The sequence below is a fragment of the Halobacillus litoralis genome (assembly GCF_004101865.1).
Classification (GTDB): Bacteria; Bacillota; Bacilli; order Bacillales; family Halobacillaceae; genus Halobacillus; species Halobacillus litoralis_A.
Map to the genome: position 1 here is coordinate 1078088 of NZ_CP026118.1, position 15548 is coordinate 1093635.

15 protein-coding genes and 3 pseudogenes are annotated in these 15548 nt (G+C 42.1%); 9 read left to right on the top strand and 9 right to left on the bottom strand.

Annotated features, from left to right (window positions below):
- Positions 1-47: 47 nt before the first annotated feature.
- From HLI_RS05450 to HLI_RS05460, 3 genes are all read left to right on the top strand, one after another.
- The gene (locus tag HLI_RS05450; protein ID WP_128523745.1) at positions 48-554 is read left to right on the top strand and encodes a GNAT family N-acetyltransferase; all 507 of its coding nucleotides are present in this window, start codon (positions 48-50) and stop codon (positions 552-554) included.
- Between the two features lie 62 nt (positions 555-616).
- Complete coding sequence (locus tag HLI_RS05455; RefSeq protein ID WP_128523747.1) at positions 617-1339, top strand: ABC transporter ATP-binding protein; 723 nt, start codon at positions 617-619, stop codon at positions 1337-1339.
- Positions 1332-2975, top strand: coding sequence for a putative ABC transporter permease subunit (locus HLI_RS05460; protein WP_128523749.1), 1644 nt, complete (start codon positions 1332-1334; stop codon positions 2973-2975). The genes HLI_RS05455 and HLI_RS05460 overlap by 8 nt, the downstream gene beginning before the upstream one ends.
- A 153-nt stretch (positions 2976-3128) precedes the next feature.
- Here HLI_RS05460 and HLI_RS05465 read toward each other — a convergent pair whose 3' ends face one another.
- On the bottom strand, positions 3129-3335 hold the full coding sequence (locus HLI_RS05465) for a zinc ribbon domain-containing protein (RefSeq protein WP_128523751.1): 207 nt from the start codon (positions 3333-3335) through the stop codon (positions 3129-3131).
- 28 nt (positions 3336-3363) lie between these two features.
- Positions 3364-3774, bottom strand: a pseudogene (locus tag HLI_RS05470) (universal stress protein).
- A 277-nt stretch (positions 3775-4051) separates the two neighbouring features.
- Here HLI_RS05470 and HLI_RS05475 point away from each other — a divergent pair.
- Positions 4052-5511: pseudogene (locus tag HLI_RS05475) on the top strand (SulP family inorganic anion transporter).
- 23 nt (positions 5512-5534) lie between these two features.
- Here the strand turns inward: HLI_RS05475 and HLI_RS22275 are convergent.
- Positions 5535-6097: pseudogene (locus tag HLI_RS22275) on the bottom strand (GNAT family N-acetyltransferase).
- Positions 6098-6138: 41 nt separating this feature from the next.
- Positions 6139-6411, bottom strand: a complete 273-nt coding sequence (locus HLI_RS05485) for a hypothetical protein (protein WP_128523753.1) — start codon at positions 6409-6411, stop codon at positions 6139-6141.
- 168 nt (positions 6412-6579) lie between these two features.
- Between HLI_RS05485 and HLI_RS05490 the strand changes: the two genes are divergently transcribed.
- Positions 6580-7449, top strand: a complete 870-nt coding sequence (locus tag HLI_RS05490; RefSeq protein ID WP_128523755.1) for a DMT family transporter — start codon at positions 6580-6582, stop codon at positions 7447-7449.
- Between the two features lie 228 nt (positions 7450-7677).
- Here HLI_RS05490 and abc-f read toward each other — a convergent pair whose 3' ends face one another.
- The gene (gene abc-f / locus HLI_RS05495; RefSeq protein ID WP_128523756.1) at positions 7678-9258 is read right to left on the bottom strand and encodes a ribosomal protection-like ABC-F family protein; all 1581 of its coding nucleotides are present in this window, start codon (positions 9256-9258) and stop codon (positions 7678-7680) included.
- Positions 9259-9775: 517 nt separating this feature from the next.
- Between abc-f and HLI_RS05500 the strand changes: the two genes are divergently transcribed.
- Positions 9776-10399 carry a class I SAM-dependent methyltransferase gene (locus HLI_RS05500; RefSeq protein WP_128523758.1) on the top strand — a complete coding sequence of 208 codons (624 nt, stop codon included), beginning with the start codon at positions 9776-9778 and terminating at the stop codon, positions 10397-10399.
- 13 nt (positions 10400-10412) lie between these two features.
- On the opposite strand, the gene HLI_RS05505 is transcribed toward HLI_RS05500, so the two are convergent.
- Positions 10413-10604, bottom strand: a complete 192-nt coding sequence (locus HLI_RS05505) for a hypothetical protein (protein WP_128523760.1) — start codon at positions 10602-10604, stop codon at positions 10413-10415.
- Between the two features lie 192 nt (positions 10605-10796).
- Here HLI_RS05505 and HLI_RS05510 point away from each other — a divergent pair, with 192 nt between their 5' ends.
- Together HLI_RS05510 and HLI_RS22115 are read left to right on the top strand one after the other, a co-directional pair.
- Entirely contained in the window at positions 10797-11774 is a 978-nt protein-coding gene (locus HLI_RS05510; RefSeq protein ID WP_128523762.1) for a S66 family peptidase, read from the top strand.
- 84 nt (positions 11775-11858) lie between these two features.
- Positions 11859-11993: a hypothetical protein gene (locus tag HLI_RS22115; protein ID WP_277750307.1), complete on the top strand. Its 135-nt coding sequence runs from the start codon at positions 11859-11861 to the stop codon at positions 11991-11993.
- 137 nt (positions 11994-12130) lie between these two features.
- On the opposite strand, the gene HLI_RS05515 is transcribed toward HLI_RS22115, so the two are convergent.
- Entirely contained in the window at positions 12131-12889 is a 759-nt protein-coding gene (locus tag HLI_RS05515) for a (S)-benzoin forming benzil reductase (protein ID WP_128523764.1), read from the bottom strand.
- A gap of 141 nt (positions 12890-13030) precedes the next feature.
- Between HLI_RS05515 and HLI_RS05520 the strand changes: the two genes are divergently transcribed.
- Positions 13031-13666, top strand: coding sequence for a YczE/YyaS/YitT family protein (locus HLI_RS05520; RefSeq protein ID WP_128523765.1), 636 nt, complete (start codon positions 13031-13033; stop codon positions 13664-13666).
- A 26-nt stretch (positions 13667-13692) separates the two neighbouring features.
- On the opposite strand, the gene HLI_RS05525 is transcribed toward HLI_RS05520, so the two are convergent.
- Together HLI_RS05525 and dat are read right to left on the bottom strand one after the other, a co-directional pair.
- Complete coding sequence (locus HLI_RS05525) at positions 13693-14130, bottom strand: hypothetical protein (RefSeq protein WP_128523767.1); 438 nt, start codon at positions 14128-14130, stop codon at positions 13693-13695.
- 473 nt (positions 14131-14603) lie between these two features.
- The gene (gene dat / locus HLI_RS05530) at positions 14604-15494 is read right to left on the bottom strand and encodes a D-amino-acid transaminase (protein WP_128523769.1); all 891 of its coding nucleotides are present in this window, start codon (positions 15492-15494) and stop codon (positions 14604-14606) included.
- Positions 15495-15548: the final 54 nt, after the last annotated feature.

Below are 15548 nucleotides of genomic sequence, written 5' to 3' on the forward strand. Positions count from 1 at the left end.
ACCATATATTTTCGCTAATCTAGGGAGAACTGAAGGAGGGAACCCCTATGCAAACACGTGAATTGAATGGTTCAGATGCTGCACGGTATTACGAACTCCGTCTAGAAGCATTATTAACCAACCCAGATGCCTTTATCACAACTTATGAACAAGAAAAACAAAGACCTGACCCAATAAAATCGACAGCCGATCGTTTGGATAGCAAAACATCCCGCACCTTTGGTCTTTTCTCGGAAGAAACTCTTGTCGGGGTGGTTACTTTAATTAAAGAAGCTCATCCAAAATTCGCTCACAAAGCATCGATCGTAGCGATGTACATAACACCGGAAAACAGAAGAAAAGGCGGGGCTGAGCTGTTGATCCAGGAGGTCATTCTTTTTTCTCAAGCCATTCACCTAGAAGTTCTCCATTTAAGTGTAGTAACGGACAATCAACCTGCGAAAAAACTCTATGAGAAACTGGGGTTCGAATCCTATGGTGTCGAACGCAAAGCGATCAAGCTGCCAGATCGGTACTTGGATGAAGAACACATGGCACTTTTTCTCAAACAATGAAACGTCTGACACCCTCAAACGTATGAGTAAGCGAAAGTATTTTGTGGGAAAGGGTGGAAATTATGATTGAAATCAATCACATCTCAAAAAGCTTCCCTGGTAAGCAGGCTGTCAAAAATCTTGATTTGAATATTCCGGATGGTAAGATCTTCGGTTTTCTCGGGCCGAACGGTGCTGGTAAATCAACGACGATTAAAATGATGACAGGAATCTTACCTATCGATGAAGGTTCAATTAGGATAAACGGTGTCGATGTGGCAGAAGCTCCGATGAAGGCAAAGCACTTATTCGGTTACGTACCAGATCGGTCTGACATCTTTCTAAGGTTAAAAGGGATCGAATATTTGAATTTCATTGCTGACGTTTTTCATGTACCGAAGCAGGTCAGAAAGGAAAAAATCGAATACTTGACCAAAAGCTTCGGCATTTATGAAGCACTGGATGATCACATCCAAACCTATTCGCACGGGATGCGTCAAAAAATCGTCGTCAGCGGTGTACTCCTGCATGATCCAGATGTGTGGATACTCGACGAGCCTTTGACAGGACTTGACCCTAAATCTTCCTATACATTAAAGGAAATGATGCGTGAACATGCAGCCAGAGGTAAAATCGTATTTTTCTCAACACATGTCTTAGAAGTCGTCGAACAGTTATGTGACGAAGTAGCTATTATCAATAATGGCCACGTCCAATTCCAAGGCAATATGGCTGAAATGAGGCAGCAATTCAAAGAAGACAACAACCTTGAGCGCCTTTTCTTGGAGTTGACTCAAAATGGGTAAAGCATGGAAACTAATGAAAATCATGGTCAAAATGCAATTGTCGATGGCTGGTAAGAGTTCTATGGAGAAGTTCGGTTACGTTCTGGTAGGTCTAATGATGATCCCTTTCGGCCTGCTTATATTGTTCTTCATCCAGGGGCTGATCGGTAATATGTATGCGGCACTCGCCCCCACAGGAAATGAAAGCGTAATTCTGGGTCTCCTGTTCGTCATGATGACCTTTGCCTTTTGTTTTATCAGTATAGGAACTGTGCTCAGCTCTTTTTATTTTGCTGAAGACGTGGAATCCTTTATCGCACTTCCTTTTCAGCCTTATCAAATATTATCCGGGAAGTCAGCGGTTCCCTTTTTATCCTTATATGGATTGAACAGCGTCCTATTATTGCCGTCCCTGATATTTTACGGCCTACATAGTGGCTCCGGGCTGCTCTATTACTTATTCGCTCTCATCCTATGGTTACTGACTCCCATCATTCCGTTTGTACTCACCTCCATCGTGCTCATGTTCATCATGCGCTTCGCCAATATATCGAAGAACAAAGACCGGACAAAGGTGCTCGTAGGTCTGCTTGGCTTCGTATTCGCAATAGGTATCAATGTCCTCATTCGACTGGATTCAGGTGGTTCAAACAGCGACATTGCCAATATGGTCACTGAACAAAATGCACTTCTGGAACTTGTTACGAAGTTTTTCCCGAGCGCCTATTTCAGCAGCATTGCCCTTACTCAGCCAGGAACACTCAGCGGTATTTCATACTTTATCCTTATGATCGTCCTTTCCGCAGGCGCTATCGTGCTGTTTTTAACAATGGGACAGAAATTTTACTTTAAAGGGGTGCTTGGACTCTCCGGTGGGAAAAGAAGTACTTTCAAAGAAGAGAATATCCAGAAAAAATTAAAGCAGCAGCCGGTTTTATATAGTTTGTGGAGAAAAGAAATGAAAATCATTTTCCGAACGCCGACTTTCTTCACACAAATCGTGGTTCAGAGTCTCTTTCTACCCGTCTTCCTGATCATCATCATCCTTCTTGATCCAAATGGACCGCTCACAGAGATGGGAGCCCAACTGAATGATATAGATGGTAAAAAAGCGATTCTGGGCATGTTCGGTTTTTCTGTTATTGCTTTCGGAATTAATCCAGCCTCTTTTTCGTCCATTTCAAGAGATGGGAAAAGCTGGAACACACATCTCCATTTACCTATCCCACCAAGTACGGTGATTTTGAGTAAGCTCTGGACATCCTTTTTCATGAATTTGTTGTCCATGCTGCTGATCAGTGCTGCCGCCTTATTTATACTCAATGTCCCCTTCACAATCTGGGGAATATGGTTTGTGCTTTCCTTAGTATTGAGCTGGATTGCCAGTATTGCAGGCTTGGTCGTCGATTTCACCAGTCCGAAGCTTAATTGGACAGACGAAAGGGAAGTTTTTAAAGGGAGGTTCATCGGAATAGCTCCGTTGGCGATTGAAGCGGTAGTTTTCGGAGTGATTATCCTTGTCCTTTGGAACATAAGTGGGCTCAAGGGGATCTGGTCGGTCTCAGCAGTCCTTTTGTCTATACTTACCTTGCTGTCAGTGATCAGTCATGTAGGGTTGAAGTTTGTGATAAAATCCAAATATCATCAGATCAGCTAGCGAAAAACAGTTCAATCATCTGGAATAATCGGAACCCGAAACAGCAAATAACTTCTTAATAGTTGGAGACCTCAAAAAAAACACGATCTGAGTTAGCTGCTCAGATCGTGTTTTTGGGTACTGCCTGTTCATTGGAGAGTTGATATACAATCATTATCCTCCGAAGAAAAAGTCGAAAATATTACCCGCTTTGGAAGCGTTCTTGTTATAGAACTCCGAATAGCCACAGTTCTTACAAAACACTACAGTAAATTGGTTGTTCTGGACATCGAACATTTTTGACAACCCTGCACCAGTCATTGAAACATCCTTCTGATCCGCATCTGTACTTCCACATTTGATACATCCTTGTTCGCTCATTTGAAGAAGCCTCCCTCTTTCAATTAAATTACTTCACAATCATGACAGGACATTTTGCCCGTTCTCACACTACCCAATACCATTTCTTGCAGTGTATTCAAACCTCTGCTTCCGATGATGACGAGATCGAATTCTCCTTCGTTGGCATACTTGACTATAGCCGGACCAGGGGCTCCATGCCGCATTTCTATGTTGAAGGAGACATTTTCTTCACTAAGAATGTTTTCGACGGGACGAAGTCGCTGGTGACGGCGTTGATCGATTGTCTCTTTATTCCCTCCGGTCAACACATCGGATTTAGATTGACCTCCATCAAACACATAGATTACTGTGACTTCCCCTGCCCTTTGAAGTGAAGTGAAGAGAGTTCAGCTGCACGCTTTGCAGCTCGTATGGAATGTTCTGAGCCATCTGCTGCTAACAAAATCTTCTTATACAAAAGGAAGCCCCCTTCTGCCTGTGCTCCTATTTTCCATTTATTTTACCATGTTTTACAATTCCAGTGCAGAAAACTGCAGATAGTCCAAAATTTTGTCATTTATGTGTTATCACCCTCTAAAACAATGAATATTAACGAATTAGAGAGTATCAACTACATTTATGCGCTTACATCCGATTATGTTTTTTTCCCAGATGGTGATATAATTTTCCTCGGTTTTGCCGGATTTATATGCTGTCACGGGCAGCATAAGTAATATTTTGAGAGAGGTGCGAATTTGAACACTGAAACACTTAAACAACAATGGTTTGGAAACGTAAAAAACGATACGCCCTCAGGGTTGGTCGTGGCAATGGCGCTCATCCCTGAAGCGATAGCTTTCTCTATCATCGCTGGAGTCGACCCCATGGTAGGTTTGTACGCTTCCTTCTGCATCGCTGTCGTCATCGCTTTTATGGGTGGTCGTCCTGGCATGATTTCTGCCGCTACCGGTGCAATGGCACTATTGATGATCACCTTAGTGAGTGAACATGGGCTGGAATACTTGCTTGCTGCTACGATTTTGACTGGTATTTTACAATTCGTATTAGGGGCACTTAAAATCGGTCAATTCATGAAGTTCATTCCAAGGTCTGTCATGATCGGCTTCGTCAATGCCCTTGGTATTCTTATTTTCACTTCCCAACTCCCTCACTTCGAAGGGGCTGGTTGGGCTATGTATGCGATGGTAATAGGTTCACTTGCTATCATATACATTTTACCCAAATTCACTAAAGCTGTACCGTCACCGCTCGTTGCAATCGTCGTCATGACAATTGTAGCCGTCTCGACGGGAGCAGGACTGAAAACCGTCGGAGATATGGGCGAGCTCTCAAGTACATTGCCCATTTTCTTACTTCCTGACATCCCATTGACCTTTGAAACGTTGCAAATCATTTTTCCGATTTCACTGGCTCTCGCCTTTGTCGGGTTACTTGAATCGTTGCTGACTGCTCAAATCGTTGATGATATGACAGATACAGTCAGTGATAAAAACAAAGAAGCAAGGGGACAAGGGATGGCTAACGTAGTGTCAGGGCTCTTTGGCGGCATGGCTGGCTGCGCAATGATCGGGCAATCTGTCATCAATGTTTCTTCTGGTGGTCGCGGACGCTTATCCACTTTGGTCGCTGGAATTTTCATGATGCTCCTGATAATCGTTTTCAACGATTTACTGGTGCAGATCCCCATGGCAGTTCTTGTAGGGTCATGGTTATGGTTTCCATCGGTACATTTGATTGGAGTTCCTTAACAAGGTTCCACAAAGTCCCTCTTACAGACTCAGTCGTAATGGTGGTCACCGTCGGAACAGTCGTAAAGACACACGATTTGTCCAAAGGCGTTTTAGCTGGTGTCATCTTGAGCGCCATTTTCTTCGTAGCTAAGATTTCTAAGATTCATGTAGAGAAAGTTTATGAAGAAAGCACGATGACATTGGTTTATAAAGTGCGCGGTCAAGTATTCTTTGCTTCTATAGAAAATTTACTGAAACATTTCGATTATAATGTCGATGCAAAAAAAGTAGTGATCGACTTTTCGGATTCCCATGTATGGGATGACTCTGCCGTAGCTGCTCTCGATAAGCTTGTCTTAAAATACAGGGAAAATGATGTGGATGTCGAAATGGTCGGTTTAAATAAAGACAGCTCTCAACTCGTAAAACGTTTAGCGCTTCATGATACTTTATCCAATCATTAAACAAAAACGCAAAGCCTTTGAATTCAGGGCTTTGCGTTTTTTTCATTTTCTTCATTCCATTCTTCTCTCAACATGCTATATACTAAGGAATCTCTCCACTCGCCCTTAATCAATAAATCCTTCCTCAACATCCCTTCTTTGATCATTCCTATTTTTTCCAAAACCCGGATGGAAGGCAGGTTCTGCGGAGAAGACGTAGCAACAACGCGGTGGAGCTCACAAGTTACAAAGCAATAGTTAAGCATCAGCAGAGTCGCCTCGGTGGCAAAACCTTCCCCCAACGGTCCTGATGGATAATGAAGCCGACCTCCCCCACTCCGTCCCAGTCTCTTATGTTCATTTCAATATTTCCTACAACTGCCCCAGAACTCTTTTCAACAATAACAAATACAAAGCGGCCGCGGTGCCTTTGCATTCTGTCGAGCATAGCCTGCCGAACAAAAAATTTGCAGTCATCTGGAGTATTCGGCCCCCAGGGCTGGTATTTCACTGTTTCCTCATTAGAAGAATAAGGTTGGAATGCTGCCCAATCTTCTGGCAGAACTTCTCTCAAATATATACGATCATTCTCTTCTACAACGTCCATTAAACGTATCACGTCCTATGATGTATTCTCATGCGTCCACCTTAAAAAAGAGCCCGGAATGATTCCATCCACTCGGCAGGGTGCTCCTTCACCATATAGGTGCGTACCCCCTTGATGGTGTGCAAATATAGAAATCCATAGGTACCTGTCAAGCCTTTATAAGAAACATCATGAACATCTTTCAATACGAATTTCTCTGTCGGAGTGACGATTTCATCCTCATACAGATCCAGGGTCTCCTGATGCTCTATATAATGTTGTTGGTTGTTTTCAATCACACGTGTTTTCACAAAAACAGACTGAGAGCAAATCAAAAGAATCGTCCTTTCTTCCTAAACTTCTAACCTGATTATAACTTATATAGTAGTTGAGTGCCTGTGCCAGATAAAAGAAAGCGATATAACTTTCCTTCCCTTCATTTTTATATTAGGATGGTAAAGGTGTTTTTTTTGCACAACCTAAACACAAGAGGGAGGACTATCATGAGCGATCGTAATAAAGGAATAATCTTACTACTCATATCCGCTTTCGGCTTCTCGATGATGGCTGCGCTCGTCAAGCTATCAGGAGATGTACCGACAGTTCAAAAGACTCTATTCCGTAACCTGGTGTCCGCGATCATCGCATTCGGTTTCGTTCTATACAATAAAGAGCGTTTGTTCGGTAAAAAAGAGCATCAAACGCTGTTACTTTCCCGTTCAGCACTTGGCACCATCGGTATGGTCCTGTTTTTTTATGCCATTGATAACCTTGTCCTCTCTGACGCGGACATGCTCAACAAGTTGAGCCCATTTTTATTGATCATATTTTCAGCTATCTTTTTGAAAGAGAAAGCACGTATGTATCAAGTACTGGCCATAATCATCGCTTTCATAGGCACGTTGTTTATCATCAAGCCCGCCTTTTCGCTTGAACTCATCCCTTACTTAGCCGGAATCTTCTCCGCTGTATTCGCAGCAGGAGCCTATACTTTATTACGCGTGTTAGGAGATAAAGAAAAATTCTACACCATCGTCTTTTATTTTTCCTTTTTCACGACAGTAACCCTGTTGCCATTTACTATAGCGTTTTATGAACCGATGACAGGAATGCAGTGGGTGTACCTGCTATCCGCAGGTGCTTTTGCGACTTTAGGTCAATTCGGTCTGACCATTGCATACAAATACGCGCCCGCACGGGAGATTTCGATTTTCTTCTATTCCACAGTCGTTTATTCCGCACTGATCAGTATTTTCTTATTCGGACAAATCCCTGAAATCCTCAGCATACTGGGGTACATCACCATCTTCGGCGCTTCTTTGTATATGTTCATGAAAAATAACAAAGAGGCAAAAAAAGCAGAGACTGACTGAGATTTTCGACAAGCATATTAAATCACTGATAAGGAAGCCAAGCGGGAACTTTATAGTTCTAAAGGCAGAAAAGAGGCTGCGTCAAAATACTGACTGCCACTGGAAATGACGAACAATAGGGTAGAATGGATCAAATGGAGCGGCGTGGTATTTTTTGCTTCATAAAGAGGACCCGAACGAATTCGTCCGGGTTCTCTAGCGGAAAAGTTCTTTTGCCGCAGCCTCTTTTCATTTCCTCTTCGCCATCTTCAATTTAGCTAAAGTATCTTGATAAGCTGTTTCCAGATCTTCCAGCTTATCTTTCGGTCCAGGCACACTCAATCGACTGACTAACTCAGACAATTTCGTTTCCAGGGCCATTTGATCATAAACTTCTTCATCAGCTTCAGGAGGGGACTGCAAATATTCCTGCCATTCAGCCCAGGTTCCATCAAAACCTTTCATTTCTCCATTCTCAATCATCCATAATTGATCTGCTGTCCTGTTAATAAACTCCCGATCATGGGAAACAAAAAGAATCGTCCCTGGATAATCCACGATCAATTGCTCCAATGCTTTAATAGCTTCAAGATCTAAATGATTCGTCGGTTCATCCAGGATAAGAATTGGTGAACCGCTTGTCATTAAACGAGCAAGACCCAGCTTTACACGCTCTCCCCCACTTAACTGATACAGTAGTTTGTTCATGTCTTCCGTAAAGAATTTCAATCTTGCTAAGATGATCCGGATGTTCGTTTCTGAAAGAGGACTGCCTTCACTTACATAGTCATATACCATTTCTTCTAATGGCATTTCTTCTAAAGCTTGATGCAGATAACCGATTTCGACGCCGTCCGGAAACCATTCTTTACTATTCAAGAGGCATTGAATCAGGGTGGACTTCCCTGCCCCATTCTTCCCGATCAAAGCTGTTTTTGAACCTGTTTTCCACACTAGGGGTTTCGTACGAAATAAGAGTTTTTGCCCTGCCACTACATCCATCACTTCAAGTCTGCCAATCATTTTCTGAGTCACCGGTTGTATTTGCTCAAATTCCATCTTGACCTCCTCCCACTCCATCGGCTTTTCGACTTTTTCTATACGCTCCAATCTTCGCTCAAGCGTCTTGCTTACTCGTTCTACTTTCTTTTGCTGTGCCGCAGCTTTATTTTTCCCCAATTGCCATTCCGAATTACCCATCCTTTTCGGGGGTTTCCTCATTCCTTTTGACTGATCCCGCTTTTGACGAACTCTTTCTTCTATTCTTTTTTTCTCTTTAAGATACTGTTCATGCTTTTCATATTGTTTCTGAATTTCTAACCTTTTTTGCTCTTCATAAAAGAAATAATCGCCATTAAAGACTCTTATTTTTCCGTCATCCAATTCCCAAATTTTCTCACAGGTACGATTTAACAGCATTCGATCGTGCGACACAATGACATATGCTCCCTTATGCTGAAGAAGTTCATCCTCCAGCTTCTCTACATGGTGCCAATCTAAATTGTTCGTAGGTTCATCTAGAAAAAGCAATGGGGGACCATTTTCAAACAATGATTCAAGCTTCGCTAAGGTTTTCTCCCCGCCACTGAGTGAAGGTGATATTTCAAGGTCTTCATTCAGCTGTTTCATCCATCCGTAAGTCGTGTGCCACTCTATCTGTGGTATGACGTCCAATTCCCCCATCAAATATTTTATAAGCAGGGTCTTCCCTTCTCCATTTTTCCCGACCAAACCAATACGCTCCCCTTCATGTATGCGAAGCTCTTTGATGTTCAAGATTTCCCGTTCGCCGATTTCGTATCTTATATTCATAGCTTTCATTTTCAACATAAAAAAACCTCCCTGTTCCGTCCCAGAGAGGCATACGTCTGTTATTGCTGTAATGACACCAAGACATATTGTCAAAAGGTGCTGAATGAGCAATGGAAGTTCCTTTTTTTATGGGCTGAGAATAGCAGGGTTCAATTTTTCATATGAGGAGGAGGGAATTGTTATGCAAAGTAGTGAAGTAAAACGCAGTTAGATTGCATGGCGCTCCTCTGAACAATGTCTAATACAGCTTTTTTTAAAAAAGGACAGACTAATCCTGTATCTGGAACGAGTGAATTCAAATATTCTCATACTCGTAAAAAAACAGGATTAGTACTTCATTGCTTTAAACGTCAGTCCCTTCTTTTTTCATTACGTTTATTATATGATAGATTTGTGCAAAAATTCAATATGTTTTTTCAGGGAGGTATGGAGATGAGCAAAGTGGTTTTATATATTGAGCGGGGGTCGGTAATGAGGTTCGTCTTTTCCAAACGAATGAACTTGAAGAAGAACTCTTACACGACGGAGGCAATTCATGATTTCTGAAAAACTAAAAAAGCAATTATCCATCGCTTATGATTCTCAATCCAATCATCGAAACGATGCAGAGACCCAAACGTGGAAAATATATGAACGTTCTTCTTTTTTGCAACGTTTGATTAATGAAGAAAAAAACTCTCTCTTGGAAATTGGGGCAGGTGCAGGGAAAGACAGTGATTATTTTAAGACTGCAAATCTGAATGTCCATGCTACCGACTTATCCGAGCAGATGGTTGAGAAGTGCAGGGAAAAAGGATTGAACGCAAGTGTTATGAGTTTTGATGAGCTTACTTTTGAAAAAGATTCATTCGATGCTGTTTGGTCGCTTAACTGTCTGCTTCACGTCCCTAAAAATAACCTGAGGGACGTTCTTAAGGGTGTCCAGCATGTGTTGAAAACAGACGGCCTATTCTATATGGGGGTATATGGGGGCATCAATCAGGAAGGGATTTGGGAAAATGATTTCCATGAGCCTAAGCGCTTCTTTTCCTTCTACCAGGATGAGGATTTAGAAACAGTCCTGGAACAATATTTTACTATCGAGGCATTTCATAAAATACCGATGAGCCATGTTGGAAACGGTCCTACCCACTTCCAAGGATTCATTTTAAGAAAGTGACTGATGGAGGAGGTCATTCCCCTCCTCCATCGCTTCCACCACCGTCCCCGTGATCATTTCCATGATTGTGAAAGTCGGACTGCCAAGCATTTTGATTCTCCTGTTTGGAACCAATCGTACGGCTGCTGGAAGACTGTCCAATAAACCTGATCAGAATAGTAAAGAACACAATCACAAAGAAAATACCTAATAATGTTGCCCACATAAGAATCCCCCTTTATTCATACATACGTATCTTATGGGAAACTGTTTCAGCTATTTCCACTAATTGTTATCTGGATAGAGGTGAATTTATTTATCTTTTAGAATAACAGAGCTGTACTTCAACAATCAGCATTTTGTATGGTGGGAAGAAATCGACAATAAATAAATCTATAATAGAAAGGAAAATCCTGTCATGTACCCAGCCAAACTGAAAAAAGGAGATGAAATCCGGGTCATCTCCCCATCTAAAAGCCTTGCCATCATCGCAGCTGATCAGAAACAACTAGGCATGGAGAGATTAGAAAGCCTTGGATTCAAAGTTACATTCAGTAAATATGCAGATGAAGATGCTTCAAGCTTATCCAACCCGATCACACACCGTATTGCCGATCTCCACGAAGCTTTTCGCGATTCTAAAGTCAAAGCCATTTTGACCACAATCGGCGGTTTCGACAGTAACCAATTGTTGAAACATATCGATTACCGTCTCATTCAAGACAACCCTAAGATCTTTTGTGGTTTCTCGGATATTACTGCGCTCTCCAACAGTATCTATAGCAAGACAGGGCTTATTACTTTCAGCGGCCCGCATTTTTCTTCCTTCGGGATGGAAAAGGGGATAGACTACACATTCGATTACTTCGCAAAAATGGTCACAAGGTCTACTCCCATCACTATTCAACCGGCTGAATATTGGAGTGACGATCGTTGGTATCTTGATCAGGAAAATCGTACTTTCCATTCAAATGAAGGCCCTCGTATCATTAATGAAGGAGAAGCCCAGGGGACGATCATTGGAGGGAACTTGTGCACATTAAACCTTCTTCAAGGTACGCAATACATGCCTGATTTAGAGAACACCATCCTCTTTCTTGAAGATGATGAACTATCTAATCCCCCTACTTTCGATCGTGACTTACAATCACTAATCCATCAACAAGGCTTTGATAAAGTGAAAGCGATCATTATCGGCCGGTTCCAGAACGCATCTGAATTCCATCCGGATGTTTTGAAGGGGATCATCCACTCAAAAAAAGAGTTGGATCACATTCCTGTCATTTCAGATGCGAATTTCGGGCATACGACTCCCCGTTTCACCTTTCCTATTGGCGGAATGGCTAAAGTAGCAGCGGAAAATGGAGAGGCTACAATTGAAATACTTGAGCACTAAGCGTTTAACTCAAAAAGTGGAAGGGGCTGGGACAAAACACTAACTGCAACTGGAAAAAACGAACAACAGGGCGGAATGGATCATATGGAGCGTAGGCAAGATCCACTTGGTCAAGGGATCTTCTTGACCAAGTTAGCTGAGGCCGTGCCCGCGGCAAGCATCCACCGACAAGCGATGCGTGTGAAGCAACAACAAACTTTAACAGTTCCTCTAGATTGAAAAGTGTTTTTCAGTGACCACAAGTATGTTGCCGGAGCGGCGCAGGCATTTATTGCTTCATTAAGAAAACCCGAACGAAATTCGTTCGGGTTTTCCAGCGGAAAAATTCTTTTGTCCCAACCTCTTCCTCTTTACTTTTATCCATTAACTAAATCATATAACTTGTACACTTTGCCGTTCTCCACTTTTCGCGGCTCCAATAAAAGATCCATCAGCACTCCTGCGACCTCATCGGGGGAGCGCAGTGAACCCTCCTCCTTTAATTGCTTGAATTTATCTACATCAGCAAAAGCATCCTTCGAAGAAGAACGGATTTCGTTCTGCATATCCGTGTCGATCACACCCGGACTATAGGCTAAAATCAAATGCTTCTTATCCTTTTGTTCAAGGGCAAGCGTTTCTGTAAAACGATTTATTGCAGCTTTGGAGCTACTGTATGTACTCCATCCATGCACTGCCTTTTCAGCCGCTCCTGAAGTGATATTTATGATACCCATGGAGATATCACGTGCATTTGCTTCGCGAATACATCTGTTCACCATTAGAATCGGGGCTGTCACATTTACTTGCATATGTTTCTCAACAGCTTCAGTTTCCAACTGACCGACGGTATCGATCGGTTCAATCACTCCGGCATTGTTGACGAGATAGACATAATGAGTTTTGTCATGAAAAACTTCTTCCGTGATATGATTCAACCCTTTTTCAATTTCCTCTGTTTTACTTAAATCGCAGCTGACATGTGAGTAATGGACTCCATGTTCCTCAGCCAAGGATTTCAACTCCTCATTTTCCGATCTCGAAACAGAAATGACATTTACATTTTTGAGAATCAATTGTTTCGCGATTGCTTCACCTAAACCGCGTGAAGCACCTGTAACTATTGCATATTGCATCTCTTATTCCTCCTTCATCTATTGATATATATTTCCCTTATGATAATAATAAAAACACTCAGCAAGCCCTAACTTTACATCCGATATGGCAAACGATATGATAAACGAAGCATATATGTACCGTCTAAAGGAGTCTCTACCATGAAATATTTAGTTCTGTTCATCATTTATATAGGCGGCCTCGTGATCTCCAGCCTCGGCCTTGCTCTTATCATCAGATCCGGTTTAGGTGTCGGCCCTGGTGACAGTATTGCCGTCGGGCTGTCCATGCACTTGCCTGTAACGGTAGGAAGTGTCATGATCGCAGCCTTCATCGTTCTTTTACTTGTAAATGCAAAATTAGAAAGTAAACGACCGAAATTCGAATCACTGATCCCCATCATCATTCGTGGACGCACCGTCGATATTTTCCTTTATGGTCTATTGGCAAATGCTGAGTATGATGTTTGGTGGAGCCAGTGGGGGATATTCACGCTCGGTTTACTCGCCACCGCAATCGGTATCTCGGTTTATTTACGTACACCATTCCCAAGGATCCCACTCGACCATTTCATGATGATTATGAATGAAAAAACAAAGCAGTCAAAAAGCTTCATTAGAATTTTATCTGAATCTGCCATGGCCCTCATCGGTTTCTTACTAGGTGCACCCGTAGGTTTTGGTACATTGATCGTCGCCATTCTCTTAGGACCACTTATTCAAACAACGTTCCGGTGGGCACGTCCCATCGCCATGTTATGGACAGAACCAAGAAAGAAGCTTAAACAAAAAGCGTGATTTAAAAGTCACGCCTTTTGGTTGCTCTATTCATCAAACGAGAGTTTCGTCACACCCGTTTCTTCTAACTTTCTTCCGATATTTTCTTCCAACTCCAAACGCTTTTCCATATGTTCCTCCGTCATTTCACCTTCCAAAGGACCATAAAGTTCTGTCATTTTTTTCTCGACCAATTTTTCGACCAACTTGTCCCAGAAACTGAACTCATCATACTCCTCCACATACGTAGCCAACAACTGTGATTCGTAATCGACATCCAGGTCGTGTACTCCTAATTGTTCATGATGCGTAATACGGTCCTCAAGATTCCCTTCTTTATATTTCGATAACACGAGTTCACGGACATCTTCAAATGCTTCATCCAATTCCATCTTTGTGGAATTCACCATCCACGAACCTAAAAAGACCGATTCGACCAGGGTTTCATATTGTTCTTTTGACATTTCTATTTTGATATTCGCCAATGTATTCTCTCCTTTCAGCGATTTTAATTGCATTATAGCATAATGACATAGGACATTATGAGCGATAAACTTATTCCAGTATAAGAGATTAAGCAGGCTGAGAAGCAACTTGCTTCTCAGCGCAATATCTCGGAATCGAGTCTTGAACAACTCCTGCACTTTAAAGCAGGTACGATAATAAGATGGCACTGTAGAACTGCAACTTTTAAAGTTTTCATCAAATAAAGAAGCCGAGTTGGATTGATCAAGTTAGCTGTGGCCGTGCCCGCTGCAAGCACGTACTGACAAGCGATTCGTGAGAAGCAACAACAAACTTTGACAGCTCCTCTATATGATAAAGGTTTTTTTCCGTGGTCTCGTAATAAGGCATTATTTCACAGATGTTCAATAAGACAATAAAAAAAGCACCTCAATTGATATGTTAATTGAGGTGCTTCTTTGGATAATGACTGATTTCCTCAGCTTCATAACTTTTAGTCAGTCGCTGATTGACTTGAAAAGATCGACTTGTTTTCTGGAATTCCTGCTTCTTGTTCATAACATTTTTGCAGTGTTCGTGTGACAGGTCCAGGAGTGCCATCACCAACTGTTTGACCATCGACTTTCAGGATCGGCATCACTTCCGCTGTGCTGCTGGACAAAAACAGCTCATCTGCATATTGGATATCCTCCACAAGAAAAGGCGCTTCGTTGAATTCAATATTTTCTTGATTACAGAAGGCTTCGATTCGCATGCGTACACATCCATGAAGAATATTTTTTTTAGCCGGATGTGTGTACACACTGCCATCCCTTACATAATACACATTGGAAGAACTGCACTCCGTCACTTCTCCATTTTTATGGAGAATCGCTTCAAAGCTTCCTTGCTCTTTCGCAGCCTGTTTTGCGAGGACGTTCGGTAAAAGGTTCAAGCTCTTAATATAACACCAATCCCATCGGACATCGTCCTGTGTGATGGCAGTTACCCCTTCGCGCATTAATTCTGTCGGGCGCGGCAGATCTTTGACATAGGCATACAAATTCGCATCCGTATCAGCAGGAAAAGCGTGATCTCTCGGAGCAGAACCACGTGTGATCTGCAGATATACTTTAGCATCGCCTTCTACTCCGTTTTTTTCTAACAATTCATCCAAACGTTTATACATATCTTCTTTTTTATATGGCACATTGATTTTCACAGCTGCGGCGGAACGATAAAGACGCCCTACGTGTTCATCTATCAAATAATACTTGCCATCATATACTCTGATGACTTCATAGATGCCATCTCCGAACTGCAGCCCTCTTTCCTCGAAAGGATATCGAAGGTCATCCTGCTCTATAAAATCATTTTCTGTCAATATGTGATTGTAAATCGTCATAACACAGCCTCCTAAACTCAATCCTATAGTTTAACGAATAGTTTATCAGAAAAT